Origin of the sequence: Sphingosinicella sp. BN140058 (genome assembly GCF_004135585.1) — a bacterium.
In the GTDB taxonomy this organism is placed as follows: domain Bacteria; phylum Pseudomonadota; class Alphaproteobacteria; order Sphingomonadales; family Sphingomonadaceae; genus Allosphingosinicella.
In genome coordinates this window covers 681,756-706,780 of record NZ_CP035501.1, presented here as the reverse complement: position 1 = coordinate 706,780, position 25,025 = coordinate 681,756, and the positions used below count along the sequence as shown (strand labels likewise).

General features: G+C 68.1%; 30 protein-coding genes. 15 read left to right on the top strand and 15 right to left on the bottom strand.

What is annotated here, in order from left to right:
• Positions 1 to 110 precede the first annotated feature (110 nt).
• Positions 111 to 1,076, top strand: coding sequence for a hypothetical protein (locus tag ETR14_RS03215; RefSeq protein WP_129383336.1), 966 nt, complete (start codon positions 111 to 113; stop codon positions 1,074 to 1,076).
• Between the two features lie 78 nt (positions 1,077 to 1,154).
• Here ETR14_RS03215 and ETR14_RS03210 read toward each other — a convergent pair whose 3' ends face one another.
• The 4 genes from ETR14_RS03210 to ETR14_RS03195 all read right to left on the bottom strand — a co-directional run bounded on the left by ETR14_RS03210 (position 1,155) and on the right by ETR14_RS03195 (position 4,273).
• Entirely contained in the window at positions 1,155 to 2,621 is a 1,467-nt protein-coding gene (locus ETR14_RS03210) for an ammonium transporter (protein WP_129383335.1), read from the bottom strand.
• 97 nt (positions 2,622 to 2,718) lie between these two features.
• Entirely contained in the window at positions 2,719 to 3,057 is a 339-nt protein-coding gene (locus ETR14_RS03205; protein ID WP_129383334.1) for a P-II family nitrogen regulator, read from the bottom strand.
• A gap of 11 nt (positions 3,058 to 3,068) precedes the next feature.
• The gene (locus tag ETR14_RS03200; protein WP_243455737.1) at positions 3,069 to 3,806 is read right to left on the bottom strand and encodes a TorF family putative porin; all 738 of its coding nucleotides are present in this window, start codon (positions 3,804 to 3,806) and stop codon (positions 3,069 to 3,071) included.
• A gap of 260 nt (positions 3,807 to 4,066) precedes the next feature.
• Positions 4,067 to 4,273, bottom strand: a complete 207-nt coding sequence (locus ETR14_RS03195; RefSeq protein ID WP_129383332.1) for a helix-turn-helix domain-containing protein — start codon at positions 4,271 to 4,273, stop codon at positions 4,067 to 4,069.
• Positions 4,274 to 4,452: 179 nt separating this feature from the next.
• Here ETR14_RS03195 and epsC point away from each other — a divergent pair, with 179 nt between their 5' ends.
• The 3 genes from epsC (at position 4,453) to ETR14_RS29495 (ending at position 5,688) form a co-directional block, all read left to right on the top strand.
• Positions 4,453 to 5,151, top strand: coding sequence for a serine O-acetyltransferase EpsC (epsC, locus tag ETR14_RS03190; RefSeq protein WP_129383331.1), 699 nt, complete (start codon positions 4,453 to 4,455; stop codon positions 5,149 to 5,151).
• Complete coding sequence (locus tag ETR14_RS03185) at positions 5,151 to 5,486, top strand: DUF2794 domain-containing protein (protein ID WP_129383330.1); 336 nt, start codon at positions 5,151 to 5,153, stop codon at positions 5,484 to 5,486. The genes epsC and ETR14_RS03185 overlap by 1 nt, the downstream gene beginning before the upstream one ends.
• Positions 5,487 to 5,559: 73 nt before the next feature.
• The gene (locus ETR14_RS29495; RefSeq protein ID WP_256370194.1) at positions 5,560 to 5,688 is read left to right on the top strand and encodes a hypothetical protein; all 129 of its coding nucleotides are present in this window, start codon (positions 5,560 to 5,562) and stop codon (positions 5,686 to 5,688) included.
• Positions 5,689 to 5,710: 22 nt separating this feature from the next.
• On the opposite strand, the gene ETR14_RS03180 is transcribed toward ETR14_RS29495, so the two are convergent.
• The 5 genes from ETR14_RS03180 to ETR14_RS03160 all read right to left on the bottom strand — a co-directional run bounded on the left by ETR14_RS03180 (position 5,711) and on the right by ETR14_RS03160 (position 9,374).
• A complete protein-coding gene (locus ETR14_RS03180) occupies positions 5,711 to 6,442 on the bottom strand; it encodes an ABC transporter ATP-binding protein (RefSeq protein WP_129383329.1) in 732 nt (243 codons plus the stop codon).
• On the bottom strand, positions 6,432 to 7,202 hold the full coding sequence (locus ETR14_RS03175) for an ABC transporter permease (RefSeq protein ID WP_129383328.1): 771 nt from the start codon (positions 7,200 to 7,202) through the stop codon (positions 6,432 to 6,434). The genes ETR14_RS03180 and ETR14_RS03175 overlap by 11 nt, the downstream gene beginning before the upstream one ends.
• A gap of 29 nt (positions 7,203 to 7,231) precedes the next feature.
• The gene (locus tag ETR14_RS03170) at positions 7,232 to 7,582 is read right to left on the bottom strand and encodes a hypothetical protein (protein ID WP_129383327.1); all 351 of its coding nucleotides are present in this window, start codon (positions 7,580 to 7,582) and stop codon (positions 7,232 to 7,234) included.
• Positions 7,583 to 7,680: 98 nt separating this feature from the next.
• The gene (locus ETR14_RS03165) at positions 7,681 to 8,301 is read right to left on the bottom strand and encodes an SCO family protein (protein WP_206185952.1); all 621 of its coding nucleotides are present in this window, start codon (positions 8,299 to 8,301) and stop codon (positions 7,681 to 7,683) included.
• Positions 8,298 to 9,374 (bottom strand): ABC transporter substrate-binding protein, encoded by a 1,077-nt coding sequence (locus ETR14_RS03160; RefSeq protein WP_129383326.1) that lies wholly within the window; start codon positions 9,372 to 9,374, stop codon positions 8,298 to 8,300. Before ETR14_RS03160 ends, ETR14_RS03165 begins: the two co-directional genes overlap by 4 nt.
• Positions 9,375 to 9,469: 95 nt before the next feature.
• Between ETR14_RS03160 and ETR14_RS03155 the strand changes: the two genes are divergently transcribed.
• Complete coding sequence (locus ETR14_RS03155) at positions 9,470 to 9,907, top strand: copper chaperone PCu(A)C (protein ID WP_165356290.1); 438 nt, start codon at positions 9,470 to 9,472, stop codon at positions 9,905 to 9,907.
• A 24-nt stretch (positions 9,908 to 9,931) separates the two neighbouring features.
• Here ETR14_RS03155 and ETR14_RS03150 read toward each other — a convergent pair whose 3' ends face one another.
• The gene (locus tag ETR14_RS03150) at positions 9,932 to 10,825 is read right to left on the bottom strand and encodes a LysR family transcriptional regulator (RefSeq protein ID WP_129383324.1); all 894 of its coding nucleotides are present in this window, start codon (positions 10,823 to 10,825) and stop codon (positions 9,932 to 9,934) included.
• 97 nt (positions 10,826 to 10,922) lie between these two features.
• Between ETR14_RS03150 and ETR14_RS03145 the strand changes: the two genes are divergently transcribed.
• Positions 10,923 to 12,032, top strand: coding sequence for an aldo/keto reductase (locus ETR14_RS03145; protein ID WP_129383323.1), 1,110 nt, complete (start codon positions 10,923 to 10,925; stop codon positions 12,030 to 12,032).
• A gap of 135 nt (positions 12,033 to 12,167) precedes the next feature.
• Here ETR14_RS03145 and ETR14_RS03140 read toward each other — a convergent pair whose 3' ends face one another.
• From ETR14_RS03140 to ETR14_RS03130, 3 genes are all read right to left on the bottom strand, one after another.
• The gene (locus ETR14_RS03140) at positions 12,168 to 13,250 is read right to left on the bottom strand and encodes a hypothetical protein (protein ID WP_129383322.1); all 1,083 of its coding nucleotides are present in this window, start codon (positions 13,248 to 13,250) and stop codon (positions 12,168 to 12,170) included.
• Between the two features lie 91 nt (positions 13,251 to 13,341).
• Positions 13,342 to 14,247 (bottom strand): SDR family NAD(P)-dependent oxidoreductase, encoded by a 906-nt coding sequence (locus ETR14_RS03135; protein WP_129383321.1) that lies wholly within the window; start codon positions 14,245 to 14,247, stop codon positions 13,342 to 13,344.
• 116 nt (positions 14,248 to 14,363) lie between these two features.
• Positions 14,364 to 14,879, bottom strand: coding sequence for a hypothetical protein (locus ETR14_RS03130; protein ID WP_129383320.1), 516 nt, complete (start codon positions 14,877 to 14,879; stop codon positions 14,364 to 14,366).
• A 176-nt stretch (positions 14,880 to 15,055) separates the two neighbouring features.
• Here ETR14_RS03130 and ETR14_RS03125 point away from each other — a divergent pair, with 176 nt between their 5' ends.
• From ETR14_RS03125 to ETR14_RS03095, 7 genes are read left to right on the top strand one after another with little or no spacing between them, the layout of a single operon-like run.
• Positions 15,056 to 15,463 (top strand): hypothetical protein, encoded by a 408-nt coding sequence (locus tag ETR14_RS03125; RefSeq protein ID WP_129383319.1) that lies wholly within the window; start codon positions 15,056 to 15,058, stop codon positions 15,461 to 15,463.
• Positions 15,464 to 15,480: 17 nt separating this feature from the next.
• Positions 15,481 to 15,759 (top strand): HPr-rel-A system PqqD family peptide chaperone, encoded by a 279-nt coding sequence (locus ETR14_RS03120; protein ID WP_129383318.1) that lies wholly within the window; start codon positions 15,481 to 15,483, stop codon positions 15,757 to 15,759.
• Positions 15,756 to 16,619: an HprK-related kinase A gene (locus tag ETR14_RS03115; RefSeq protein WP_129383317.1), complete on the top strand. Its 864-nt coding sequence runs from the start codon at positions 15,756 to 15,758 to the stop codon at positions 16,617 to 16,619. The genes ETR14_RS03120 and ETR14_RS03115 overlap by 4 nt, the downstream gene beginning before the upstream one ends.
• Positions 16,616 to 17,617 (top strand): nucleotidyltransferase family protein, encoded by a 1,002-nt coding sequence (locus ETR14_RS03110; RefSeq protein ID WP_129383316.1) that lies wholly within the window; start codon positions 16,616 to 16,618, stop codon positions 17,615 to 17,617. Before ETR14_RS03115 ends, ETR14_RS03110 begins: the two co-directional genes overlap by 4 nt.
• A gap of 58 nt (positions 17,618 to 17,675) precedes the next feature.
• The gene (locus tag ETR14_RS03105; protein WP_129383315.1) at positions 17,676 to 18,071 is read left to right on the top strand and encodes a hypothetical protein; all 396 of its coding nucleotides are present in this window, start codon (positions 17,676 to 17,678) and stop codon (positions 18,069 to 18,071) included.
• Positions 18,068 to 18,280 (top strand): helix-turn-helix transcriptional regulator, encoded by a 213-nt coding sequence (locus ETR14_RS03100; RefSeq protein WP_129383314.1) that lies wholly within the window; start codon positions 18,068 to 18,070, stop codon positions 18,278 to 18,280. Before ETR14_RS03105 ends, ETR14_RS03100 begins: the two co-directional genes overlap by 4 nt.
• Entirely contained in the window at positions 18,277 to 19,164 is an 888-nt protein-coding gene (locus tag ETR14_RS03095; protein ID WP_129383313.1) for an alpha/beta fold hydrolase, read from the top strand. The genes ETR14_RS03100 and ETR14_RS03095 overlap by 4 nt, the downstream gene beginning before the upstream one ends.
• A gap of 3 nt (positions 19,165 to 19,167) precedes the next feature.
• Here the strand turns inward: ETR14_RS03095 and gph are convergent, their stop codons facing one another.
• Positions 19,168 to 19,830, bottom strand: a complete 663-nt coding sequence (gph, locus tag ETR14_RS03090) for a phosphoglycolate phosphatase (protein WP_129383312.1) — start codon at positions 19,828 to 19,830, stop codon at positions 19,168 to 19,170.
• A 143-nt stretch (positions 19,831 to 19,973) separates the two neighbouring features.
• Between gph and glmU the strand changes: the two genes are divergently transcribed.
• Together glmU and glmS are read left to right on the top strand one after the other, a co-directional pair.
• Positions 19,974 to 21,332 carry a bifunctional UDP-N-acetylglucosamine diphosphorylase/glucosamine-1-phosphate N-acetyltransferase GlmU gene (glmU, locus tag ETR14_RS03085; RefSeq protein WP_129383311.1) on the top strand — a complete coding sequence of 453 codons (1,359 nt, stop codon included), beginning with the start codon at positions 19,974 to 19,976 and terminating at the stop codon, positions 21,330 to 21,332.
• Positions 21,333 to 21,336: 4 nt separating this feature from the next.
• Positions 21,337 to 23,163 (top strand): glutamine--fructose-6-phosphate transaminase (isomerizing), encoded by a 1,827-nt coding sequence (gene glmS / locus ETR14_RS03080; RefSeq protein ID WP_129383310.1) that lies wholly within the window; start codon positions 21,337 to 21,339, stop codon positions 23,161 to 23,163.
• A 338-nt stretch (positions 23,164 to 23,501) separates the two neighbouring features.
• Here glmS and ETR14_RS29620 read toward each other — a convergent pair whose 3' ends face one another.
• A complete protein-coding gene (locus tag ETR14_RS29620) occupies positions 23,502 to 24,548 on the bottom strand; it encodes a DUF5681 domain-containing protein (RefSeq protein WP_129383309.1) in 1,047 nt (348 codons plus the stop codon).
• Between the last annotated feature and the right edge of the window lie 477 nt (positions 24,549 to 25,025).

Sequence of the window (25,025 nt, the reverse complement as noted above, 5' to 3'; positions counted from 1 at the left end):
GTAGCCGCGCGGTTCCGCGGCCGCTAACCGCCGCTCCGGGGGCAAAGGGGGCGTTGCTGCGCATCTTTCCTCCGCATGGACAAAGAAAAGGGCGTATCCACCTCATGCATTTGCGTAAGTCGTTCCGCGCGGCCGCTGCCGCGCTCTTTCTCGTGACCGCATTGACCCCGGCCGCCGCACCCGCCCAATTCGGCGCGCTTCGCGATGTCGCCGGCCGCCTCGGCGGCGAGCTTGGCGTTGGCAAGGTGCTGAAGGGCAAGGGCCCGATCACCACCGCTCTGCCCGATGCGAAATGGGGCGATCCTTCCAGGGACGGCTTCGTTCCCCGCGAGCCGAAGCGCGGCCTGGCGGAGCTTCAGCGTACGCCCAATGGCGGCTTCGTTCTTCAGCCGGGATATTGGGCGATGGCGGCGCAGAGCTATTGCCTGCACGCAGGCACCCACGGCCCGGGGGGCGGCGAGGGCTATCTTTATGCGCCGCCCGAGGGCAGCGCCAAGGACGCGGTGATGACCATTGCCCGCAATTCGGTGAACCACCCGGAGATCGACCAGCACGATATTCAGGCCTTGCTGTGGGCGATTCTCGCCCGCGCCAAGTTCGAAGATCTCGGCAACAACCTGAAGACCGTGGCCGCGCGGCTGCTGACGCCCCGCCAGCTTGCCTCGCTTAATCGCTCCGCGCTCGACATCCTGAGCGGCCCGGCGCTCCAGAACGCGATCGGCGGCGTGCCCGAGCCTTTGCGTACGATCATGGAGGCCGAGGCCGATCTGCGGCGGATGCTGACCACGCCGGGCACCACCTTCGCCCAATTGGAGCGTGCCGCGGTGCTTGCCGGCATGGCGCCGATCGGACCGGGCAGCCTTGATATTCCCGAGGGACGCTGGAGCCAGCACCCCGACGGCTATTGGATCCGTTATCTGCCGCGCGGCTATAGCGAGACGATGATCGAAATCTGGGTGCCGCAGGGTAGCCCGGGCGTCGGGAAGGAATTCGATCCGGCGACGCATATCGCCGTGCCCGGCAACACTTCGCGCCAGCGCCTTCTTCAATCCGGCCGCCCCCGCCGCGAAAGCTGAAGCCAAACCAAAACGCCCCCGGGACACGGGTCCCGGGGGCGCTTCGGCAACCGCTCGCAGGCGGTCAGGGGTTAACGATTACGGATTGTAGGCGCGTTCGCCATGCTCGTTGATGTCAAGGCCTTCGCGCTCGAAATCGGCGGGCGGGCGAAGCCCGATCGTCTTGTCGAGAGCGTAGAACAGGATCAGCGACACGCCGCCCGAGAACACCAGGGTCAGGGCTACCGCCTTGATCTGCGTAATCAGCTGCGCGCCCATGTCGTAGGTTCCGGCAACGGCAGGCATCACCGTGTAATCGAAGAAGCCTTGGCCGCCGAGCGCCGGATCGGCGACGATGGCGGTACCGATCGCACCGACGATGCCGCCGACGCAGTGCACGCCGAATACGTCGAGCGAATCGTCATATTTGAGCTTGTTCTTCACCGTCGTGACGAAGAAGAAGCAGATGATCGAGGCGACCGCGCCGAGGACGATCGAGGTTCCCGGTGCGCCGAAGCCCGAGGCCGGGGTGATCGCGACCAGGCCCGCGACCGCGCCGGTTGCGGCGCCGAGCAGGGACGGCTTCTTGTGGACGATCTGCTCGATCAGCGCCCAGGCGAGTGCCGCGGCCGCAGTGGCGACGAAAGTGTTGATGAAGGCAACCGCAGTGACCCCGTTGGCCTCCAGGTTGGAGCCGGCGTTGAAGCCGAACCAGCCCACCCACAGCAGCGAAGCGCCAATCATCGTCATCACCAATGAGTGGGGCGGCATCGCCTCGGTCTTGTAGCCGAGCCGCTTGCCGATCACGACGCAGCCGGCAAGGCCCGCAATGCCGGCGTTGATGTGGACGACGGTGCCACCGGCGAAATCGAGCGCACCCATGCCCCAAAGATAACCCGCATCCTGAGAGACGATGGCGCCGGAAGCGTCCTTGACCACGGTCGCGGCGAGGAAGTCCGGGCCGGCCCAGTACCAGACCATGTGGGCCATCGGGAAATAGACGACGGTCAGCCAGATCACCACGAACAGCATCAGGGGCCAGAACTTCACGCGTTCCGCAAAGGCGCCGACGATGAGGGCCGGCGTGATGCAGGCGAAGGTCATCTGGAAGACGACGAAGGCGAACTCCGGGATGTAGACGCCATTGGAGAAGGTGGCGGCGAGGGTGGTGCCGTCGACCCCTGCCAGGAAGGCCTTGGAGAGGCCGCCGACGAATTGGTTGCCGCTGGTGAAGGCGAGGCTGTAGCCCCAGCCGACCCAGACCAGGGACGCAATGGCGACGATCGTCAGCACCTGCATCAGCACCGAAAGCATGTTCTTGGCGCGTACCAGGCCGCCGTAGAACAAGGCGAGCGCCGGCACCGACATCAGCAGCACCAGTGCCGACGAAACCAGCATCCAGGCAGTGTCGCCCTTGTTGACCATGTCGGCCGTCGGCGTGAACGCCGCTGCGGGTTCGGCTGGTGCCGCAGGTGCGGCGGCGTCCTGCGCCCAGGCCGGCATCGTCAGGAAGGCATTCAGCGCCAGCGCGCCTAGGCCTCCTGAAATCCGTGTTGCGAGCTTCATGATTGTCCCTCTGCTTTCGGACGAGAGGTCGGCTTGCGCCCCTCCCGCTCCGTTCCCCTTGTTCCCCGGCACCGCGACGCAAGCGCCGCTTCGTGCCTCACAGCGCATCATGGTCGGTCTCGCCGGTCCGGATGCGCAGCGCCTGCTGCACGTCGAGCACGAACAGCTTGCCGTCGCCGATCGAGCCGGTGCGTGCGGTCTGCTCGATCGTCTCGACGACGCGACCGGCAAGATCGGCGGCAACGACGATCTCGATCCGCACCTTGGGCACCATGTTGGTGACGTATTCGGCGCCCCGGTAGATTTCGGTCTGCCCCTTCTGGCGGCCGAACCCGCGCACTTCGGAGACCGTCATGCCCTGGACCCCGATGCCCGAGAGTGCCTCGCGAACCTCGTCCAGCTTGAACGGCTTGATGATCGCAATGATGAGTTTCATGCCCGCCCCCTTCAGAATGCGACGCCGACCGACGCAACGACGCCGGCCTTGCTGGCATTGCGGCCGCTCGGCGTGATGAAATCGCCGTCAGTGTCGACGTAGGAGACGCCGAAGGTAAGGTTCTTGAGCGTGTAGGACGCGCCCAGGCTCCAATCGGTATATTCGTCGCCGATGGTGAGGTAGCTCGGCCCGAAGCTGTGGCCGAGATGGGCCGAGAGGCTGATCGGCGTTCCGGGCAGCGCGCCCGAGAGATCGCCGGCAAGGTAGAAATTGTCCTCGTCGCCGGCGCCGATGGTCAGCGCCGACTGGCTCGGCGCATAGGCGGCGGTCGCCTTCGCGGTCACCGCGCCGAACGTGTGCGAGACCGCGAGATAGGGCTCGACGAAATCGGTGTTGGCACTGCCGCCGCCCGGATAATAATAATAGAGGACGCCGCCGTCGATCGTCGTGCCGCCGAAGGTCTGCTTGTAGCCCACGACGAAGTCGATCTCCTGGTCCGAGCCGGAGGCGACATAATCGTCGATCGAGGAGCCCCAGACGCTGCCGTAGAGGCCCGACGCGTGCGAGACGGTGAGGCCGCCCTGGACGGCGAACCTTTTGTCGGTCTGCGAGATGCCGCGGAACCGGTAGTCCGAAACCAGAGTGGCGCTGCCGTTGACGGTGAAGCCGCCGCCGAGATCCTCGGCAGCGGCAGGCGCCGCAGCGAGTAATGTCGCGGCAGCGAGCAGAGCCCTGTGTGTTCGTGTCACGTGCATCGGAAGTCCCCCTGCTGTGGCCATTCACGACCTGTTCTGTTCGGGATCCCGTCTCTGCAGCGGAGGGATTTACCCGAACCCGCAGCTTGCGTGCGGGTGCTGCAGCGCACAACGTGAAATGTTCACCGGTCGAATGAGGGGTTTAGGGGGAGTGAATGCGCTTTTCGGCGCCGATCTCCGACATCTTCGCCGATCCGTTCAGCATCGGTACGAGGATCAAACGGGATCCTATTTGTCGGATATGAGCCGCGGGCTCAGAAGTTGCGGCGTTGCGCCGCGAGCATCATTCGGATCAGCATCGCCACCGGGCGCGGCACGCCGACCTTGCCCTGCACCCACAGGCTCACCGAGGAGCGAGAGACCCCGATCGACTCGGCAAGATCGCCGTGCGTCTTGTAGCCAAGCTTCGCCATGGCGCGGCGAAGTTCCTCGGGCGGCATCGAAGCGGCGAGCGGATCCATCAGCGGCTAGGCATTTCGAACGGCATGGATGCGGGATAGCCTTCGCAGGTGCACAAGAGCAAGCGCGTCGCTCGCCTGCGGTGGGACGATGCGCCATTCTACGCCGCTCACCGCCTGCACTGGATATTCGAAAGCGTCGGGCTTATCTTGCGCCACCTGAGCGGTGCGAAGGACATTTGATGCTGGCGGGTCTCGTTTCCTATCTCGATTCGATCAAGGCCCGCGATCCGGCGCCGCGTACCCGCTGGGAGATCCTGCTTTACCCCGGCGTATGGGCGCTCGGTCTGCACCGCCTCGCGCATTGGCTGTTCCGCGGCGAGCTTTATTTCCTGGCGCGGCTGATCAACCATGTCGCGCGCTTCTTCACCGCGATCGACATCCATCCCGGCGCCGTTATCGGCCGCAACTTTTTCATCGACCACGGCTTCGTCGTCATCGGTGAGACGGCCGTGATCGGCGACGACGTCACCATCTACCAGCAGGTCACGCTCGGCGGGACCAATCCGACCAATGGCGAGCCCGGCAAGCGACACCCGACCATTTCAGACGGTGCCATCATCGGCTCCGGCGCCCAGGTGCTCGGACCGATCGTGGTCGGACCTCGCGCCCGGATCGGCGCCAATGCCGTTGTCACGCGGGACGTGCCGGAGGGGGCGACGATGGTCGGCATCCCGGCACGTTCGACCCTGGTTGCGGTCGAGCGGACGTCGGGCAATTTCCTGCCCTATGGCACGCCATGCTCAGAAACGCTCGATCCCGCCACGCAGAAGCTGGAGATTCTCCAGTGCGAGGTGGAGCAATTGCGCAAGCGCCTCGCCGAGCTGCTCGAGGAGCGAGCGGCGGGCGAGGTCAGCGAGAGGGAGCGTGATCGCGCCTGATGGGTGACGTCTACCCTTTTCCGGGCGGCTCATCGCCTCAGATCGGCTTCACCCGAGCCGAGCTGAGCCGGATCATCGATCTCTACGGCCGCATGGTCGCCGCCGGCTTCTGGAAGGATTATGCGCTGGAATTCGGCAAGGACCATGCCGCATTCTGGGCCTTCCGCCGCACCGCCGAGCGGCCCGAGTTCAAGATCGAGAAACGCCCCTCGCTGCGCAACAAGCAGGGCATGTGGGCGCTCATCAACGAGGGCGGCATGGTCATGCGACGCGGCCATGAACTCGGCCCCGTGCTGGCGCCGGTCGAGCGCCGGCTGATGAAGGTTGTCGGCTAGTTCGGGTGCGCGGTGGCGTGGTTGGCCTGCCAACAGGGTCGAGCGAACCCCAGGTCGGCCGCGCCTTCTGAGCGTGGTTCGGCAGAACGCCGAGCGCGGCGCGAAGATCGCTTGCTGCGCCGCGGCTTTGGTCGTCGACGAGGGAAGCGGCGGCGCGGGCGTATTCAGCGACGGGGTACGACGACTGGGCTGCGAACGCTGACGATCGACCCTGGTCGCCGCATCTAGAGCCCGAGTTCCTTCAAGATGTCCTCGCGGAGCCTTTGCGCTCTCGGATCCGAGAGCTTGCGGGGGTGCGGCATGTCGACGTGGAAGGTGGTCTGGATGGTGGTGGGGCGAGGCGACAGCACCAGGATGCGATCGGCCAGATAGATCGCTTCCTCGACATCGTGGGTGATCAGAAGCACCGTATGCCGCTCCTCGTCGAGGATGCGCCGCAGCTCGGTCTGCATTCTGAGGCTCATCAGGGCATCGAGCGCCGAGAAGGGCTCGTCCATGTACAGGATTTCGGGTTTGACGACGAGCGCCCGCGCGATCTCGACGCGCTTCAACATGCCGCCGGACAGCTCGTGCGGGTAGGCGGCTTCGAACCCGGCGAGGCCGACCATGTCGAGATAGCGCCTGGTGCGTCCTTCCTGGTCGCCATGGCTGGTGCCCGACAGACCGAACATCAGATTCTGCTGCACGGTCAGCCAAGGGAAGACGGAGCCGTGCTGGGAGATCATGATCCCGTTCTTGTTCGGACCGGTGCGGACGACTCCGTCGATCCGGACCGATCCCCGATCCGCACGTTCGAAGCCTGCGATGATGTTCAGCAAGGTCGATTTGCCGCAGCCCGACGGGCCGACGATCGCGACGAATTCGCCGTCGGCGACGTCGAAGCTGACACCGTCGACTACCGCCAGCGCGCCGAACCCCTTGGTGATGCTGTCGACGACGATCTTGTTACCGGACATAGCGCCACTTCACGATGTTGAGCTGTTCGAGGAGACGAGTGATGCCGTCGAGCAGCAGCCCGATCACGCCGATGATGACCATGCTGGCAATCACGAGATCGTAGCGGTTGCCGGCGTTGCGCGAGTCCATGATCAAATAACCGAGGCCGGTGTTGAGGGCGATCATCTCGGCGGCGACGACGACCAGCCATGCGACGCCGAGGCCGATGCGCATGCCGATGATGATCTCCGGCAGCACCGCCGGGATCACCACCCGGAGGAAGAGCGTCCGGCGCGAGACGCCGAAATTTGCGGCGGCCCGCAAATAGCGCCGGTCGATCGTGCGCACCCCCATCGTCGTCTGCACCATCATCGGAAACACCGAGGAGATGAAGATCAGGAAGATCGGCGACAGGTCGCCGACCCCGAACCAGAGGATGGCGACCGGGATCCAGGCGATCGGCGAGATCGGCCGGAGCATCTGGAACAGCGGGTTGAGCGTGTAGAAGGCACTCGACACCCAGCCCATCCAGAGGCCGAGCGGCACCGCAACCAGGAAAGCGAGGCCGAAGCCGAGCTCGACCCGCACCAGGGACGCCTCGATATGCTGCCACAGCGTGCCGTCCTGGACGAGCGCCCAGGCCCCGGTCGCCACCTGCACCGGTGTCGGGAAGATGGCATTGTCGCTGCGCAGCACGACGATCCACCAGATCGCGATCAGCAGCGCGATCAGCAGCATCGGCGGCACGATCCTCGCCAGCTTGCTTTCGACCTTCCGCATTGCTCCCCCTCTTGCTCGCCTCGCCCCTGTTACATCCGGTCCAGCAGCCGATGCCAGCGCCAGCGGATCCGCGGCCATCCCGGCGTCGGAGCCGGGTCGACGATCACGTTCAGCTGACCGTCCGCATGGGCCGTGCACAGGAAGCTGTAGGTCGACGCGGTCGTGAACGGCAGACGGAATGTCTGGCCGGGCATGATCAGGGTGGGGCCGAAGATGTGCGGCGCCTTGTCCCTGTTCCTCAGCGCCAGCACGTCGTTGACGCCAAGCGTCAATCGGATGGTCTGGGGCAGGATTGCGAGATCTTCGCCGGCGATGCGGCGCTCGGAGGTGCCGGGCGGGATCTCGAACAACTGCTCGTGCGAAACGGCGCCCACCGGCATCAGAGCGGCCCATGCGAGCCCGGCCAGCAGGAGCAATGCCGCCGCCAACGCGACGGAGCGGAGGTGTGTTCGGGCTTGGCGGGTGCGCAATCCCATGGCTAGCGGCCCGCCAGGAAGGGGATGTCGTGGACGAAGTCGGCGGCATCGTGCCCGAACGGCATCAGCGCCCGCAGCTTGCCGGCGCCGTCGATCATGAAGATCGACGAGGTGTGGCGCATCGCGTAATCGGCGCCGGCGCCTTCGCGCGTTGCCGTTACGCCGTAGGCGCGGCGTACGTTCGCCAGAGCCTCCGGAGATCCCGTCGCACCGATGAAGCTCGGGTCGAACGCGCCGAGATATTCGCGCATCCGCGCCGTATCGTCCCGCTCCGGATCGACGGTCACGAAGATCACCTGCACCGACTTCGCGTCGACGCCGAGCGCGGCACGGGCTTGCGCCAGCGTCGCCAGCGTGGTCGGGCAGACGGCGGCGCAATTGGTGAAGCCGAAGGTCAGCAACACGACCTTCCCCCGGTAGCGTGTCAGCGTCACCTTCGATCCGTCCGATCCGCGCAGATCGAGTTCGGGTGCGGCACGCGGAGGATCGAATGCGCCGGCGCGCATGCCGTAGGGACGGACCGGTGCGCGCGCGAACAGGGCGATGGCTGTGCCGGCGATGACCAGCACCAGCAACAGGGTTGCTGCCAGGCCCGCGCGCCCAGATCGCGGCCGGACGGTCAAAGCGCGATCGATGCCGGCCGGGCCGCGCGCGCGAAGCTTTCGTCGACATATTTCGAATAGGCAACGGGCCGCGACAATGCTCCGGCGGCAACCGCCAATTCCATCAACTCGTCGAACTCGCGCGGGATCATCCGCAGATCGCCATAGGTGACGCGATCGGTGGGATTGTTCATCACGAAGCGAAGGATGTTCGGATCCTGGTTGAAATATTCGCGCCGGGCGGCGATCCGCACCGCCTTCTCGCGATTCTGCCGTTGCCCGTCGAGCCAGGCGCCGGCGGCGAGGACATAATTGACGAGGTTCTGGACCAGCGGGCGGTTCGCCTTGATCAGCTCGTCCCGGACGGTCAGCACGCAGCACATGTAGCGCGGCCACTCGTCGCGCGTCATCCGCAGCACCCGCGCATAGCCGGCGCTCTGGGCCGCTGCCCCGAACGGCTCGCCGGTGCAATAAGCGTCGACGCCCTTGACGTAGAGCGCCGCGGGCATGTCCGCCGGCGCCATCTCGACGATCTCGACATCCTTGGGGCTCATGCCCTCGTTGCTCAGCATCTTGCGCAGGAACAGGAAGTCGACCGCGAAGCGGCTCGGGATCGCGATGCGCTTGCCGGCGAGATCGCGAAACCGCTGATAGGGTGAGTCCTTGTGGACCATGATCACCGCGCCCGAGCGATGGCCGATCGAGACGATCTTCACCGGAACCTGCTTGTCGGCGAGATCCATGACCAAAGGCGCCAGCATATAGGCGGCCTGAAGGTCGCCGGACATCAGCGACTCCTTGAGCTCGGGCCAGCCGGTATAGCGGCTGTAACCGAAGGCGAGCTGCGCTGCGTCCCGCATACCGAATGGGTTGGCGGCGTCGTTGGCGGCGCAGGCGATCGGCAAGGTCAGATTGCAGGTGACCGCAAGGCCGCCGACGGTGAGCGGCTGCGCAGCTTCGGCGGGCGAGAGGAAGCGGCGCGCGGGAAGCGCCACCGCAGCGGCCGCGCCGGCGCCGAGCGCCCCGCGCAGCAGCCAGCGTCGCTCGATCTTGCGGCCCTCGACCGGGGATTGTGATGGCGGCTCCGGCTCCATATCGTTGATGGCTAGCGAGGGAATCCTTGCCGCACAAGCTGAGCTGACGGGCCGCGGCGCGCCCCCGCATACCCAGCCTTGAAGGAGAGAATGACGTGAGACGACCGGCTGCAATCCTGTCTCTGCTGCTCGCGCTCGCCTCGTGCACCCGGCCGGCCGCTCTCGAGATCGAGGATGCCTGGGTCCGCGACAGCGTCGGCCGCACCGCCAATGCCGCGGTGTTCATGACGATCCGGTCGCAGGAGAGGGACCGGTTGCTGAGCGCGTCGACGCCGGTGGCGAAGAAGACCGCCCTGATGACGATGACGAGCAAGAACGGCGCGATGGCGATGGACTATGTCAAGGCGATCGACGTTCCGGCAGGGCAGCCCGTCGAACTGAACGCGACCGGATTGCATGTCTGGCTGGCCGACCTGCACCAGCCGCTTCGGGCCGGTCAGACCTTCCCGCTGTCGCTCCGCTTCGAACATGCAGGGGAGCGGCTGGTGACGGTCTCGATCATCGCACCGACGGCCGCGGCGCCCGCATCCTGAAGCTCGCCTCGGCGCACGTCGTGCCTACCCCTGACGCCAGCGCAGCGCCTCGATCAGCGCCCGAAGCGCGGGGGGTACCTGCCGGCTGGGGTAATAAAGGTGGCAGCCCGGATAGAAGGGACACCATTCCGCCAGAACCTGCACGAGGCGGCCGTCGGCAATCTCCTCCGCAACGTCATGTTCCATCATGTAGCCGAGTCCGGCCCCGGCGCGGACGGCGGCGCCGGCGAGCACTTCGTCGTTGACGATGAGCGGACCGCCGAGCCGCATCTTGAGCTCGCTGCCATCGCGCTCGAACTCCCAGGGCAGCAGCCCGCCGCCGCCGATCAGGCGGTAATTGATACACGGATGATCGGCGAGGTCGGCGGGGTGTTCGGGCTGGGGATGGCGCCGGAAGTAATCGGGCGTGCCGACGACCACCGTCTTGAGCTTCGGCCCCACCGGTACCGCCACCATGTCCTGGTCGATGCTTTCTCCCAAACGTATCCCGGCGTCGAAGCCGCCGGCGACCAGATCGACGAGACGATCGTCGACGATCACCTCCACCGAGACATCGGGATGATCGATCAAAAAGGCGGGCAGCCGCGGCGCGAGGATGGTTCGCGCGGCATAGCCGAAGGTGGTCAGCCGCACGGCCCCGGCGGGCGCGCCCCGCCAGTCGTCCAGCGCCGCCATGCCCCGCGCGACCTCCGCCAACGCCGGTCCAAGCGAGCGGAGCAGGCGCTCGCCCGCTGCGGTCGGCCGCACCGAGCGGGTCGTCCGGGCGAGCAGGCGCAATCCGAGCCGCGCCTCCAGCCCGCGCATAGCGTGGCTGAGCGCCGATGGGGAGAGGCCGAGCGTCGCCGCGGCGCGGGTGAAGCTGCGGGCATCCGCCACGGCGGCGAAGGCCGCGAGATCGTCCAGGTCACCGCGCTTCATTGTTGCAGTCTCCTCACAAGCCCTTGCCGCAAATCACGCCTAATCGGGGATTGTGACCGCGTCTAAACTCCACAGCATTGTCACGGGAGATGCAAGAATGACGATGGCCAATTACCGCATGCTCGGCCGCTCCGGTCTGGCCGTCAGTCCCCTGGCGCTGGGGACGATGACGTTCGGCGCAGGACGCTGGGGCAGCGACGCCGAGGCCTCGCGCGCGATCTTCGATGCCTATGTCGAGGCGGGCGGCAATTTCGTCGACACCGCCGATGTCTATTCGGGGGGCGAAAGCGAGGCCATGCTGGGCCAATTCATGGCCGAGCGCGGCAATCGAGATCGGCTGGTCGTCGCGACCAAGGCGGGCTTTCCGCGCCGCCAGGGAACCCCGCTCGCCGGCGGCAATTCCGCGCGCAACATCCGCGACGGGATCGAGGGCTCGCTGAAGCGGCTGCGCACCGACCACGTCGATCTGTTCTGGACCCACGTCTGGGATCGGACCACGCCGGCGGAAGAGGTGTTGCGGGCGCTGACCGATGCAGTCGCGCGCGGCGACATCCTCTATTACGGCTTCTCCAATGCGCCGGCCTGGTATGCGGCCCAGATCGCGACATTGGCCCGCGCTCACGGCCTGCCGCAGCCGATCGGCCTGCAATATTCCTATTCGCTGCTCGATCGCGGCGTCGAACTCGATCTGCTTCCGGCCGGACGCGCGCTGGGCATGGGCCTGGTCGCCTGGAGCCCGCTTGCGGCGGGCCTGCTGACCGGAAAATATGGCCGCGACAAGATTGCCGAGGCCGGACCGGCCGGCAGTCTGCCGGACCGTGCCGGCGCTGCGCGCAAAGGCGGCAGCGACGGCCGCCTCAACGGGGACAATCCGTTCGGTGGCATGCTGTTCACCGAGAAGAATTTCGACGTCGTCGACGTGCTGCGATCGGTGGCAGAGGAGCTCGACCGGCCGCTCGCGCAGGTCGCGCTCGCCTGGGTCGCCGGGCGCCCCGGCGTTTCCTCGGTTCTGATCGGCGCCAGCCGCGTCGAGCAACTTCACGACAATCTGGCGTCGCTCGACATCGTCTTCACAGAGCCGCAGCAGGCACGGCTCGACGCGGCCGGCGCGCTGCCGATGCTGAGCCCCTATTTCATCTTCGATCTGCCCCGCGAGCAGATATTCGGCGGTCAGTCGGTCGAACCCTGGTCCTGGCCGGGCAGGTGATGCCGAAGGCCTCTCGGCGATGGCTGGTGGTCGCGATTGCCTCAGCCAGCACCGGAGCCCTGCATCGCAAAAAAAAGAACCGGCCGAACCTCGGGAGTTCGGCCGGCAGTCGTTGGGACCGAGAAAGCGCGCGGTTCAGGCGGCGAGGGCGACCCGATCGAGGACTGGCAGCCGCGCTTGGAGGCCCGGCGGCAGCGGCCGCACGATGGCGGCGCGGGCGCTGTGCCAGAAGGCCGAGAGCAGGAGCAGGGCCGAGCCGATCACGAAGGCGGCGAGGGCGAAGTTGAGTTCGACGACGTCGAACCGGTCGAACAGGTCGATCAGCGCCCACAGGACATAGGCCAGCGCCGAGACGAGCAGGGCGCGGCGGTCGATCGCGAGCGCGACGACGCCCAGCACCGCATAGACGATCAGCACCAGCACGCCCTCGCCGACGCTGGCATTGCCGTCGTTGAGGCCGAGCAGGCTGAAGATCGGGTGGACGAGCAACGGCGCGGCGAGCAGGTGGAGCCAGAAGGCGACGTCGGCGCGCTTGGTCTCGCGGCGCGGATCGGAGCCGTCCCACCACATGGCGAACAGGAACACGCCGATCCCGAGCAGCAGGGCGGCCGAGAGGATGATGTTCTCGAGCGTGTTCTGGTTGCCGACCGCCGAAGCGACCAGGGCAAGGAGCAGGCCGACCAGGGTGGCCGCACCGACCGCGACGGTGATCGGCACGCGGAAGCGGCGCCAGTGGAACCAGGTCGCGCCGGCGGCGACCGCGGCCGAGGCCGCGGCGGCGAGCATGATCGCGGACTGGTTGTTCTCGAACCGGGGTTCACCAACCGCGAGCACGATCGTGCTGAGCGCGGTCACCAGCACGCCGCCGGTGTAAGCGAGCAGCAGCAGGATGCTCGGCAGCGCCATGCGGCGCTTGCGGGTGAAGAATTCGGCGAGCCCCCATGCGGTCGCGGCGGCGAACAGGCCGGCGAAGGGCGAGGGGCCGTCGCCGTCGATCCTGGGGCCGAAGGACTGGCCGATCCAGGCGACCGCGATCAGCAGGATGGCGGCGGCGATGCCGACGAAGATGTCGTTGAAGCCGGTGATCAGCCGGAAATGTTCCTCGTCGACGGCGGGTGCTGCGCGCTGGCCGGCGACATAATGTCGGAGCGAGCGCGCCGCGTCGGCGCTGATCACGCCGGCGGCGACGGCCGCTTCGATGTCGGTATCACTGTACATGGTCCGATCCTCCCTGAAGACCGGATCCTATCATCATGTGTGTTGGTGATGCAATACACTATGTCGCACCGCCGTGGCGGCGGCGCCTGCGTCAGTCCGGACGGCCCTGCAGCGCACGGAGGATCGCCATCGCCTGCTCGGCACCCGATTGCGGAACGATCTCGCCGTTGCGGTCGACGATCCTGTCCCAATTGGCGGCGACTTCCTCCACCGTCCGGCGTCCTTCCGGCAGCGCATAGCCCTCGGTCAGGGTGATGTAGCTGGCCTGGATGACCCCGGCGCCCGCGCCGACGACCATGTTGGAGGGCGCATCCTCGGAGACGAGGTAGAGCGCGGCGGGCACGACCGTGTCCGGATTGAACAGGGCCAGCATCTCGGGCGGAAAGATGTCTTCCGTCATCCGGGTGGCAGCGGTCGGCGCCAGCGTGTTGACCCGGATGCCGTATTTCGCGCCCTCCAGGTGGAGCGTGCGGGCGAGGCCGAGCAGGCCGAGCTTGGCGGCGCCGTAATTGGCCTGGCCGAAATTGCCGAACAGCCCGCTCGAGCTGCTCGTCATCAGGATACGGCCATAAGCCTGCTGCCGCATGATCTCCCAGACGGCGCGCGTGCAGTTTGCCGAGCCGAGCAGGTGGACGTCGATCACCGCCGCGAAATCCTCAGCGCTCATCTTGGCGAAGCTGCGGTCGCGCAGGATGCCGGCATTGTTGATCAGGATGTGGACTCCGCCGAAACGCTCCTGGGCCGTCCGGACCATCGCCTCGACCTGCTCGGCGTCGGTGACGCTGGCGCCGTCTGCGATCGCGGTGCCGCCCGCGGCCGCAATCTCCTCGACCACCTGTGCGGCGGTATCCGACGCCCCCGAGCCGTCGCGGGCGCCGCCGAGATCGTTGACCACCACATTGGCGCCGCGCCGGGCGAGCTCGAGCGCATAGGCCCGGCCGAGCCCGCCGCCGGCGCCGGTGACGATCGCGACTCGTCCGTCGAAACTGATGCTCATCTGCGCACTGCCTCCCCGATCTGGCGACGGGTCATGGCAGATATGAGGGGAGGCGGCCAGATGTGGAAAGGGCGCGCCGGGAGGCACGCCCTTTCGCGATCCGGCGCGTGTCCGCCTTATTTGCGGCGGCCGCGCTCGTAGCTCTGCACGCAATTGTCGGTGACGGTGCGGCTGCAGGTCGGGTAATTTTCGGTGCTCGGCTGGGTCGCGAAGGCGGAGGCGCCCGCCGCGGTGCCGGCACCCGGGGCCGCGTTGACGCCGGCGGGAACGGTCGCCGGATCAGAGACCACGGGAATGCCGCGGGCGTCGCGCTCGGGCGCGGTGTTGCCTGGCGCAACCGTGCTGCCGCCGGCCGCGGCGCTGCCGGTGGTGACGCTGCTCGCGGCAGCAGTATCGGTTGTCGCCGACGTCGTCGTGTCGGTCATCGCGCCGCTGGTCGCCGGCTGGGTGTCGGCGGCGCTCGTCGCCGGTGCGGTGTCGGTCGCCGTCTGGGCGTCCGTTGCGCTCTGGGCGTCCGTCGCGCTCTGAGTGTCAGCAGTGCCGGTGCCCGGCTCGGCGCCGGTGGTGCTGGTGGTCTGGGCGATGGCGGTGCCGCCGAAGGCAATGGCGGCCGCGAAGAAAATGGCTCTCATCTCTTCCTCCTGTTCAGCAGGCCGCCGATCCGCGGCCCCAAGAAATACAAACGCCACCGCAACGATTTCTTTCCCTGTCGTGCCCTGTCTCTCGGTGGGACGCCCCGAATCTGCGGGAGGGTGCTTCTTTTGGCAATTTACGGTTATGAAAGAGGCTTGGCATAGAATGGGGTTCGATGAGCGAGCGGGAGAGCGAGATCGGCGAGGAAGACGGCCAGCGGCCGAGCCGCCGGGTCGTGCTCGCCCTCGGTGCCGCCGCCGCGTCGACGGTGGTCACGATCCGCCCGGCGCTCGCCCAGACCGCCGGATCGGTGCTCAACTGCGAGATACCGGTGCCCGGGCCGCAGGCCGGCGGCAGCTATATCGCGGCCGACGGCTCGCTCGTCCCCGCGGGCACCGCCGGCGCCTTTGCCCCGGCGCCGCGCCCGATCACCGGCGAGGAGGCGAAGGTGCTGCTCGCCGGCGGCCCGACTCCGCCCGGCCTCAACGCCGAAGCGTCGCAAGCCTATGCCAATTACATTCGCCGTCTGCAGGCGGGGATGAGCGGATTTACCTGCTACGCCTCGCTGCAGATGCCGCGCTGATCGCGCCAAGGGCCGGCATGGCCGGTCCCCGCTTCATCGCCGACCCCGACGACGCCGTGCGCGCGGTCGTCCTTGAAGGGCTGACCATCCTCTACCATCGCCCGTCCGGAATGACCCACTTGCTGGCGCCGCCGGGGCCGCAGATCCTCGCCGCGCTGTCGGGACGCGAAGGCGATGCCGACGCGGTGCTGGCCCGCATTGCCGAGAGCTTCGACCTCGAGGCCGAGGATCCCGCTGCGGCGATCGCGGCGCGGCTCGCCGAGCTGGAGGCGGCCGGGCTGGTGCGGCGGGCGTGAGGCACCGGCTGGCGCTCCGCATCGGCCCGGTGGCGTTCCGGATCGGCTCCGCCTGGGCGGCGCCGCTGGCGGAGCTCGCCCGGCTCTACGCGCCGTACCCGGCGGCGGACGGAGCGGCCGACTTCACCGTCCGGCTCGAACCGGCGGCACCCTGGCGGCGGATCATCCGGCCTTCGGTCGCGATCGCCGGCGACTACACCCTGCCGGACGCGGCGCCACTGCCGCTCGCGCAGGGGCTGCTCGCCGCCGAGATGGGGATGAACCTGCAGATGGCGCTGGGCCAGAAACGCTTCCTGCTGCTCCATGCCGGCGTGGTCGAGCGGGACGGCAAGGCGCTGATCCTGACCGGCCCGTCGGGCGCGGGCAAGTCGACCTTGGCGGCCTTGCTCGGGACGCGGGGCTGGCGGTTCATGGGCGACGAGTTCGGGCTGCTCGATCCCGAAAGCGGCCTGCTCCATCCGTTCCCGCGCGCGATCAGCCTCAAAAATGCGTCGCTGGCGCTGTTCGACGACGTCGACCCGGAGCGGCTCGGCCCGGTGCTGCGCGGCACGCCCAAGGGGACCATCCGCCACCTGCGCCCGCCTGCCGACGCGATCGCGCGGATGGCCCATTCGGCCCGCCCGGCGCTGATCCTGTTCCCGCGCTTCGGCCGCGACCTTCCCGCCACGCAGCGCCCGGTCGGCGCCGCCGAAGTGTTCGTTCGCCTGACCCAGGCGTCGACCAATTATGTGAGCCTCGGCGAGCGCGGCTTCGGCGCGCTGACGGCACTGGTCGGCGGCACCCCAGCCCGAGCGATCGATTATTCCTCGACCGAGGAGGCGATCGGGCTGGTCGAGCAAACATGGGCGGCGCAGGGATGAGGGACGCCCGGCTGCTCACCCGCATCCTCGCCGATCCGTCCCAAGCCAGCACGGTCCGCGACTGGACCGCCTTGCTCTGCGTGGCGCGGGCGGAGGCGGTCGCCGGCACGCTCGCTTTCCGGCTCGACGGGGTGCCGGTGCCGGCGAACGTCGGCGCGATGCTCGCCGACATCCGGCGCGACGCCGCGCAGGCGCGGACCCAGGCCGTGTGGGAAGCGGAGATGGCCAGACGGGCGCTTGCCGCGACCGGCGTACCGATCGTCCTGCTCAAGGGCACCGCTTATGCCACCGCCGATCTTACCCCCGCGCCCGGCCGATCGATCGGCGATCTCGACATCCTCGTCCCCCGTGCGGCGCTTGCCGACGTCGAGGAGGCCCTGCTCGCCGCCGGCTGGGAATGGGTCAAGGAGAACGCCTATGACGATCTCTATTACCGGCGGTGGATGCACGAGCTGCCGCCGCTGATCCATCGCGAACGCGACCGGATGATCGACGTCCACCACACCATCCTGCCGCTGACCGCGCGGCGGACGCCCGATGCGCAGGCGATGATCGACGACAGCGTCGCGCTGCCGAATGGCCTGCGCGTGCTGGCGCCGGAAGACATGGTCCTGCACGCCGTCGCCCATCTGTTCGCCGATGGCGACCTCGCCGGGGGGCTGCGCAATCTGTGGGACATCGACCGGCTGCTGCGGGCCTTCGCCGTGGCGCCGGATTGGTGGTGCCGGCTGGAGGCGCGGGCGCGGCGCCACGATCTGCTCGCGCCGACCCGGCGAGCGCTGCGGCTTTCGGCGCGCTTCTATGAAACCCCCTTGGACGCCGGACTGGCAGGGCGGTCGGCGACCGACCGCCTCTACGCACGCCGCCTGCTCGCCCGCGACGGCTGGGGCCGGCCGCGCCGGCGCGGCACCCGGTTCGGCTTCTATGTCCGCTCGCACTGGCTGCGAATGCCGCCGATGATGCTTGCCCGCCATCTGCTGGAGAAAGCACGGCGCTGATTGACGCGCGGCGCGCGGCATGTAAAGATCTCCTTACATTATGTACGGAGCTCCTTACATGGACGATGGCTGGCCGCGCTCCCGCTTCTATCTGCTGGGTGCGCTTCTCAATTGGGCGATGTTCCTTGCCGGGATCCTTTTGCTGTCGTGGGGGCGGGGCACCAGCGCGTTGCCGGCCGGGTGGCGGTGGGCGCTCGCCATCCTCCTCGCCGCGTCGGTCGCCGGGCAGTTCGTCGCCGCCTACCGGCTGATCGCCGTTCAGGACGAATATATGCGGGCGCTCACCGCCAAGAGAGTGCTGATCGCCGCCGGCGTCACCCTCACCCTCGCGGTGTTCGCCGGAATCGCGATGCAGTTCCTCGGCGTCCCCGCTTTGCCGATGTGGCTGCTCTACCCGCTCTTCTGGGGCGTGTTCGGCATGGTCAGCCCGCTCGTCCGCAGCAGCCTGCCATGAAGAGCCGGCTGCGGGTTCTTCGCGCCGAACGCGGCTGGACGCAGGAGCAATTGGCCGGCGAGATCGGAGTGTCGCGCCAGGCGATCAACGCGATCGAAGCGGAGCGGCACGATCCCTCGCTCGATCTCGCCTACCGGATCGCCGTCGCCTTCGACCAGCCTGTCGAGCAGATTTTCCCCAATCCACACCAGAGAAGGATATCCGAATGAAGAGATTGTTCGCCTTGCTGTTGCTGCCGTTCGCGGCGGTCGCCGCAGCCCCCGCCCTCGCCAAGGCCGCCGAGCCCGCCTTCACCAGCGACCGGATCAGCGTCGAGGTACGCGGAAAGGGGCCGGATGTGGTGCTGATCCCGGGCCTCAGCTCGTCGCCGGAAGTCTGGGATAGCACAGTCAAGGCATTGCCCGGCTATCGTTACCACCTCGTCCATGTCGCCGGTTTTGCCGGCAAGCCCGCGGGCGCCAATGCCAGCGGCCCGGTGATGGCGCCGGTGGCGGCCGAGATCGGTCGCTACATGTCAGCGGCGAAGTTCGCCAGGCCGGCGCTGGTCGGCCATTCGCTCGGCGGCGCCTGGGCGATGATGGTGGCGAGCCAGCATCCCGACCAGGTCTCGAAAGTGATGGTCGTCGACATGCTGCCCTACATGGGCGCGATGTTCGCCCAGAATCCGACGCCGGAGAATGTCCGTCCCGTCGCCGAGCAGATCCGCCAGGGCATCGCCGGCGCGACCGGCGAGGCACGCAAGACGCAGCTCGAGCAGACCATGGCCAACATGATCCGGACCGAGAGCTTCCGCCCGATCGCGCTCAAGCACTCGCTCGACAGCGATCCGGCGGCGTCGGCGCAGGCGATGTACGACCTCATCACCACCGACCTTCGCCCGGAGCTCGCCAAGATCAAGGTGCCGATGACGGTGCTGTGGGCGCGCGCGCCCAATGCCCCGGTCAGCGACGCGCAGATGGCGCAATTCTACAAGCTCTCCTTCGCCAATGCGCCGCAGGCGATGCTGGAGCAGGTGCCCAACAGCTACCACTTCATCATGTGGGACGAGCCGGCGGCGTTCCAGGCGGCGCTGAAGACCTTCCTCGCCCAGTAAGCGTCAGACCCGGAGCAGGGCGTTCGGCAGATCGTCGAACGAGTCGATCACGGCGGCGGCGCCGAGCGCCGTCGCCGGGCGATCGCGATAGCCGAAGCCGACCGCGACCAGCGGCAGGCCGGCGGCCGCGGCGGTCTCGGCATCGGTGATCGAATCGCCGACCAGCACGGCCCGGCCGCCGCCCGCCCGGTGCACCGCTTCCAGCAAGGGCGCGCGATCGGGCTTGCGCACCGGCAATGTGTCGCCGCCGACGATCGCCCGGAAACGGCCAGACCAGCCGAGCGCGTCGACCAGCGCACGGGTGAGCGCCTCTGGCTTGTTGGTGCAGATGGCGAGCGCCGCGCCGCCCGCGGCGACCGCGTCGAGCATCGCGTCGACGCCGGGATAGGCTCGCGTCCGATCGCAGATATGGGCCGCATAATAGTCCATGAACAGCGGAGTGGCGCGGTCGACCTCCTCTTCCGACGCGCTGCCAGTGGCGGCGAGGCCGCGGCGGAGCAGCATCCGCACGCCGTTGCCGATCATCGCCCGCACCTGTTCGTCCGACTGCTCGGTCCGGCCGAGGCTGCGCAAGACGTGGTTGAGCGCGGCGCGGAGGTCCGGCGCGCTGTCGGCGAGGGTGCCGTCGAGATCGAAGACGACGACGTCGAAGGGAAAGCTGGGCATCGCCGCCCCATCCGCTGCCGCTCTGGAAATGGCAAGATTTCCGTGCGATGGCCGCGCAGGGTCGTAGCGCGTCCTGCGGGAGGCGTCATGATCTGCGGAAAACCACCTTTCCGCCGACGCTTTGACGGGTGCGAGGGAGCTTCATGAATTCGGAACGGCCTTTTGCCGCGATCATCCTTGCCGCGGGCAAGGGGACGCGGATGAAATCCGATCTCCACAAGGTGCTGCACCCGGTCGCGGGACGGCCGATGCTGGAACACCTCCTCGCCAGCGTCGAAAGCCTCGGCGCGGCACGGACGGTGGTGGTGGTCGGCAGCGGCCGCGATCAGGTCGAGCCGCTGGTCGCGCGCCGCGGCGGCGACGTGGTGGTCCAGGATCCCCAGCTCGGCACCGCCCATGCGGTGCTCCAGGCGCAGGCCGCGTTGGCCGGGTTCGGGGGCGACGTCCTGATCCTCTACGGCGACGCGCCGCTGGTGCGGGCCTCGACGATGGCGCGGATGCTCGAGCGGCTGCGCACCGAGTCGCCGCCGGCGGTGGTCGTCGTCGCCTTCCGCCCCACCGATCCGCTCTTCTACGGCCGCATCGTCGCCGAGGAGGACGGCACGATCCGCAAGATGGTCGAGTATAAGGATGCGAGCGACGAGGAGCGCGCGCTCAACCTCTGCAATTCGGGGCTGATGGCGGCGCGGGCGGAGGATCTCTGGCCGCTCCTCTCCGGGGTCGAGAACGACAATGCCGCCGGCGAATATTATCTGCCCGACATCGTCATGCTCGCGGCGGCGGTCGGCCGCACCTCGGCGGCGATCGAGACCGACGCCGACGAGGTTGCGGGGGTCAACAGCCGCGCCGAGCTCGCCGAGCTGGAAGCGATCTGGCAGCGCCGCCGCCGCGCCGAGCTGATGGCGGAAGGCGTGACCCTGGTCGCGCCCGAGACCGCGTTCCTGGCCTACGATACGCAGATCGGCCGCGACACGATCGTCGAGCCCAACGTGGTGTTCGGGCCCGGCGTGCGGATTGCCGAGCGCGCCAGGATCCGCGCGTTCAGCCACCTCGAAGGCGCTTCGGTCGGCACCGGCGCCGAGATCGGCCCTTATGCCCGGCTGCGGCCCGGAGCCGAGATCGGCGACAAGGCCAAGGTCGGCAATTTCGTCGAGGTAAAGAAGGCGCGGCTCGGCGCCGGCGCCAAGGCCAACCATCTGAGCTATATCGGCGATGCCGAGGTCGGGGCTGATGCCAATATCGGCGCCGGCACGATCACCTGCAATTATGACGGCTTCTTCAAATATCGCACGACGATCGGCGAGGGCGCGTTCGTCGGGTCGAACAGCGCGCTGGTCGCGCCGGTGGCGATCGGCGCCGGAGCAATCGTCGGCGCGGGATCGGTGATCACCGGCGACGTCGCCGAAGGCGCGCTTGCGCTCGCCCGCGGCAGCCAGCAGGTCAAGGCCGGCTGGGCCGCCCGGTTCCGCGCGGCGATGGCCGCCAAGAAGAAAGCGAGCTGAAGACATGTGCGGAATTATCGGGATCGTCGGCAGGAGCGCGGTGACGCCGCGGCTGATGGACGGACTGAGGCGGCTCGAATATCGCGGCTATGACAGCGCCGGCCTCTGCACCCTGGTCGACGGCCGGCTCGAACGCCGCCGCGCCGAGGGCAAGCTCGACAATCTCGCCGCGGTGCTTGCCGACGAGCCGCTGCCGGGCGAGGTCGGCATCGCCCATACGCGCTGGGCGACCCACGGCGCGCCGACCGTCGGCAACGCCCATCCGCACATCGTCGACGGCGTCGCCCTCGTCCACAACGGCATCATCGAGAATTTCCGCCCGTTGCGCGAGGAGATGCAGGCGGAAGGCCGCGTCTTCCAGTCGGAGACCGACAGCGAGGTCGTCGCCCATCTCGTCGACCGCGAATTGAAGCGGGGCAAGGAACCCCGCGACGCCGTCGCGGCGGTGCTGCCGCAGCTGCACGGCGCGTTCGCGATCACCATCCTGTTCCGCGACTTTCCCGGCATTTTGATCGGCGCCCGCATGGGCGCGCCGCTGACGCTCGGCTATGGCGAAGGCGAGACCTATCTGGGCTCCGACGCGCTCGCGCTCGCCGCGCTCACCCAGCGTATCGCCTATCTGGACGAGGGCGACTGGACGGTGATCGGCCGCGATGGCGCCGATATCTACGACCGCGACAACAATCGGGTGGAGCGCCCCATCGTCCACTCCGGCGCCTCGTCGGCGCGGATCGAGAAGGGCAATCACCGCCACTACATGCAGAAGGAGATTTTCGAGCAGCCGCTCGTCGTCGCGCAGACGCTGCAATCCTATCTGCGCTCCTACGAGCAGCAGGTCGCCCTGCCCGACATGGACTTCAGCTTCGCCGACGTGCCGCGGATCACCATCGTTGCCTGCGGCACCTCCTTCTACGCCGGCATGGTCGCCAAATATTGGCTCGAGCAATTCGCCCGGGTGCCGGTCGAGCTCGATATCGCGTCCGAATTCCGCTACCGGCAGCCGGTGCTCGAGGCGGGCGGGCTCGCCTTGTTCATCTCGCAGTCGGGCGAGACCGCCGACACCCTGGCGGCGCTGCGCCACGCCCGTTCGGAGGGGCAAAGGATCGCGGTGGTGGTCAACGTGCCGACCAGCTCGATGGCGCGCGAGGCAGACCTCCTCCTCCCCACCCGTGCCGGCCCGGAGATCGGTGTCGCGTCCACGAAAGCGTTCACCTGCCAGCTGGCGGTGCTCGCCGCGCTCGCCGCCAAGGTCGCCCGCGACAAGGGCCGGCTGACCGAGGCGGAGGAGCGCGAGATCGTCGCCCATCTGTCCGAAGCGCCGGCGGCGATGAATGCCGCGCTCGCCCATGACGGCGACATCGAGAAGATGGCACCCTTGATCGCCCGCGCCCGCGATGTCCTGTATCTCGGCCGCGGCCCGGATTACCCGATGGCGATGGAAGGAGCGTTGAAGCTGAAGGAGATCAGCTACATCCACGCCGAAGGCTATGCCGCGGGCGAGATGAAGCACGGCCCGATCGCCCTCATCGACGAGCATGTCCCGGTGATCGTGATAGCGCCGTCGGGGCCCCTGTTCGAGAAGACGGTCTCGAACATGCAGGAGGTCCAGGCCCGCGGCGGCAAGGTTGTCCTGATCTCCGACGCCGAAGGCCTGGCCGCCGCGGCCGACGACCGCCTGCTGGCGACGATCGAGATGCCCAGGGTGCATCCGCTGATCGTGCCGCTGACCTATGCGATCCCGGTGCAGCTGCTCGCCTACCATGTCGCCGTCGCCAAGGGCACCGACGTCGACCAGCCGCGCAATCTGGCGAAGAGCGTCACGGTGGAGTGAAATCCGGAGCGGCTTGCGCCGCTCCCCGGCTTGGTTGCGGCGCAGCAGCGTTCGGGCGGTGGGCGCCACCGTATTGACCGTAAATTCGGTCGATTTTCACGGTCGAATTCGGCCGGAACGCGTGTTTGGCCGTGCTGCGGTGCGCAAAGCGAAGGGCTTTCGCGGCGGCCGCCCTGGATCCGGGAACGCCGCGCCTCGCGTGCGCACCGGATCGCAGGGCGGCCGCGCGGGCCGTTCCTGTTCGTTGCTGGACCTCTGCCTTCAAGGAAGGGCAATGCCCCGTGGCAGAGGAGGGGAAGTGGCGCGCCTTCAGGTCCGGATGGTGGACCTGGACCGCGTCACGAAAAGGAAGGAGCCGTAGCGCGATGGTGGCTCCAGCAATGCGCGCGATCCGCAGGCGGCGGCGGGACGGAAAGACGGCCATCCGCCAGCCGGGCGGCATGTCTGATGGTACACGCCTGGTCGAATGCGGCGCTCGCCAGCAGCGTGGCGCGCGGGTGGGCGGCCGCTTTGCCGAGCAGGCTTCGACGCTGCGCCGGGGCGGCCGGAGGTGGGAAGCCCTTGCCCGGATGGCAGATCGATCGCGACTTGGCCGAAGGCGGGTTGGCCGCCGTAATAACAGGTGAAATACAGGCGGGCGCTGGATCCGGCGCGGGCGATGGCGCGGGCGCAGGCACTCCCGGCACCGGCCGCGCCGGGATCGCGTCGCCGTAGAATCCTTGTTCGGAAATCGGCGCGTTCGTGGCCGTAAGAACAGGCGGAATACAGGCAGGCGCGGGACCTGGCTCCGGCGCCGGAGCAGGCGCGGGCGATTGCGGCACCGGGCGCGCCGGGCACGTGTCGATCAGGCATTCTTGCTCGGACATCGTCACGACCGGAGCCATCGGCGCGGTTGGCGCGGCAGACGAGGCTCGCGCGACGGCCGTCGCGGCGCTCCCGCAACCGCCGTCCTCAACGGCTCCACGAGCGGCGGGCGCGGCATGGTCGCAGGCATCGATCAGCCTGGAGTGGGCGACGAGCACCTTCATCGCCTGCTCCGCCTCCCGCAAGGTGATCTCGCCGGCGGCCATCGCCGCGATCACCGCGGAGCCCGCCTCCGCCACATCCGCCGGCGTTGCGGTGGCGGGGAGGTCGATCTCGATCGGCGCCGATCTGGCCGGCGGCATCAGGCGGGTGAAGCAGGCGCGCAGCGCGGGCCATTCTCCCGCGAGCGCACGATCGATCACCGCCCGCGCGATCGCCGCTTCCTCGCCGTCGTCCAGCAGCTCGATCAGACGCGACGCCTTGTTGCGGGCGCCGCGCGGCCGCCCGGCCGGATTGCCGCTGCGGCCGGGGAGGAACCGGCCGGTGGCGGCGCGGGCAGAAGCGGCGGCGGGATCCGGCATGGCGATCTCCTTGGGCAGAAGAGCGCGGGGCAGCGTCGCCCCTGGAGTGCTCCCGTTCCCTGTATGTTCCTACCACGAAGGCGCATCAGCATCAACTTGTTTCTTGCGTTAAGCGCAACATTCGACTGAAGAGATCCGCGCATTTCGATGGGGTGGGGCGGGTCGCCTCTCCTCTCCTCTCCTCTGCAGGGGGGGACGGTCAGGCAGGATTGGCACGCAAAGCCGCGAAGCCGCGAAGGGCGCCCCCTTCGGCGAAGCTCGCGAACGAGCTCAGGAGAGCCTCAAGGCGGGATCGGCAGGCTCGGGGCGGGAAGGCGAGAGGTGGAATGGCCGGCTACTTTGCAGACGCTCGTGACGGCTTCGCGCTCTTCGCGGCTTCGCCTGAAGACGGAGCTTCGGCTGAAAGCACGGCGCCCTGGGGTGAAGCGCCGCCGGCGATCTGCCGTTCCGCGAGTAAGGGGTTGCCGTTGGGGATAT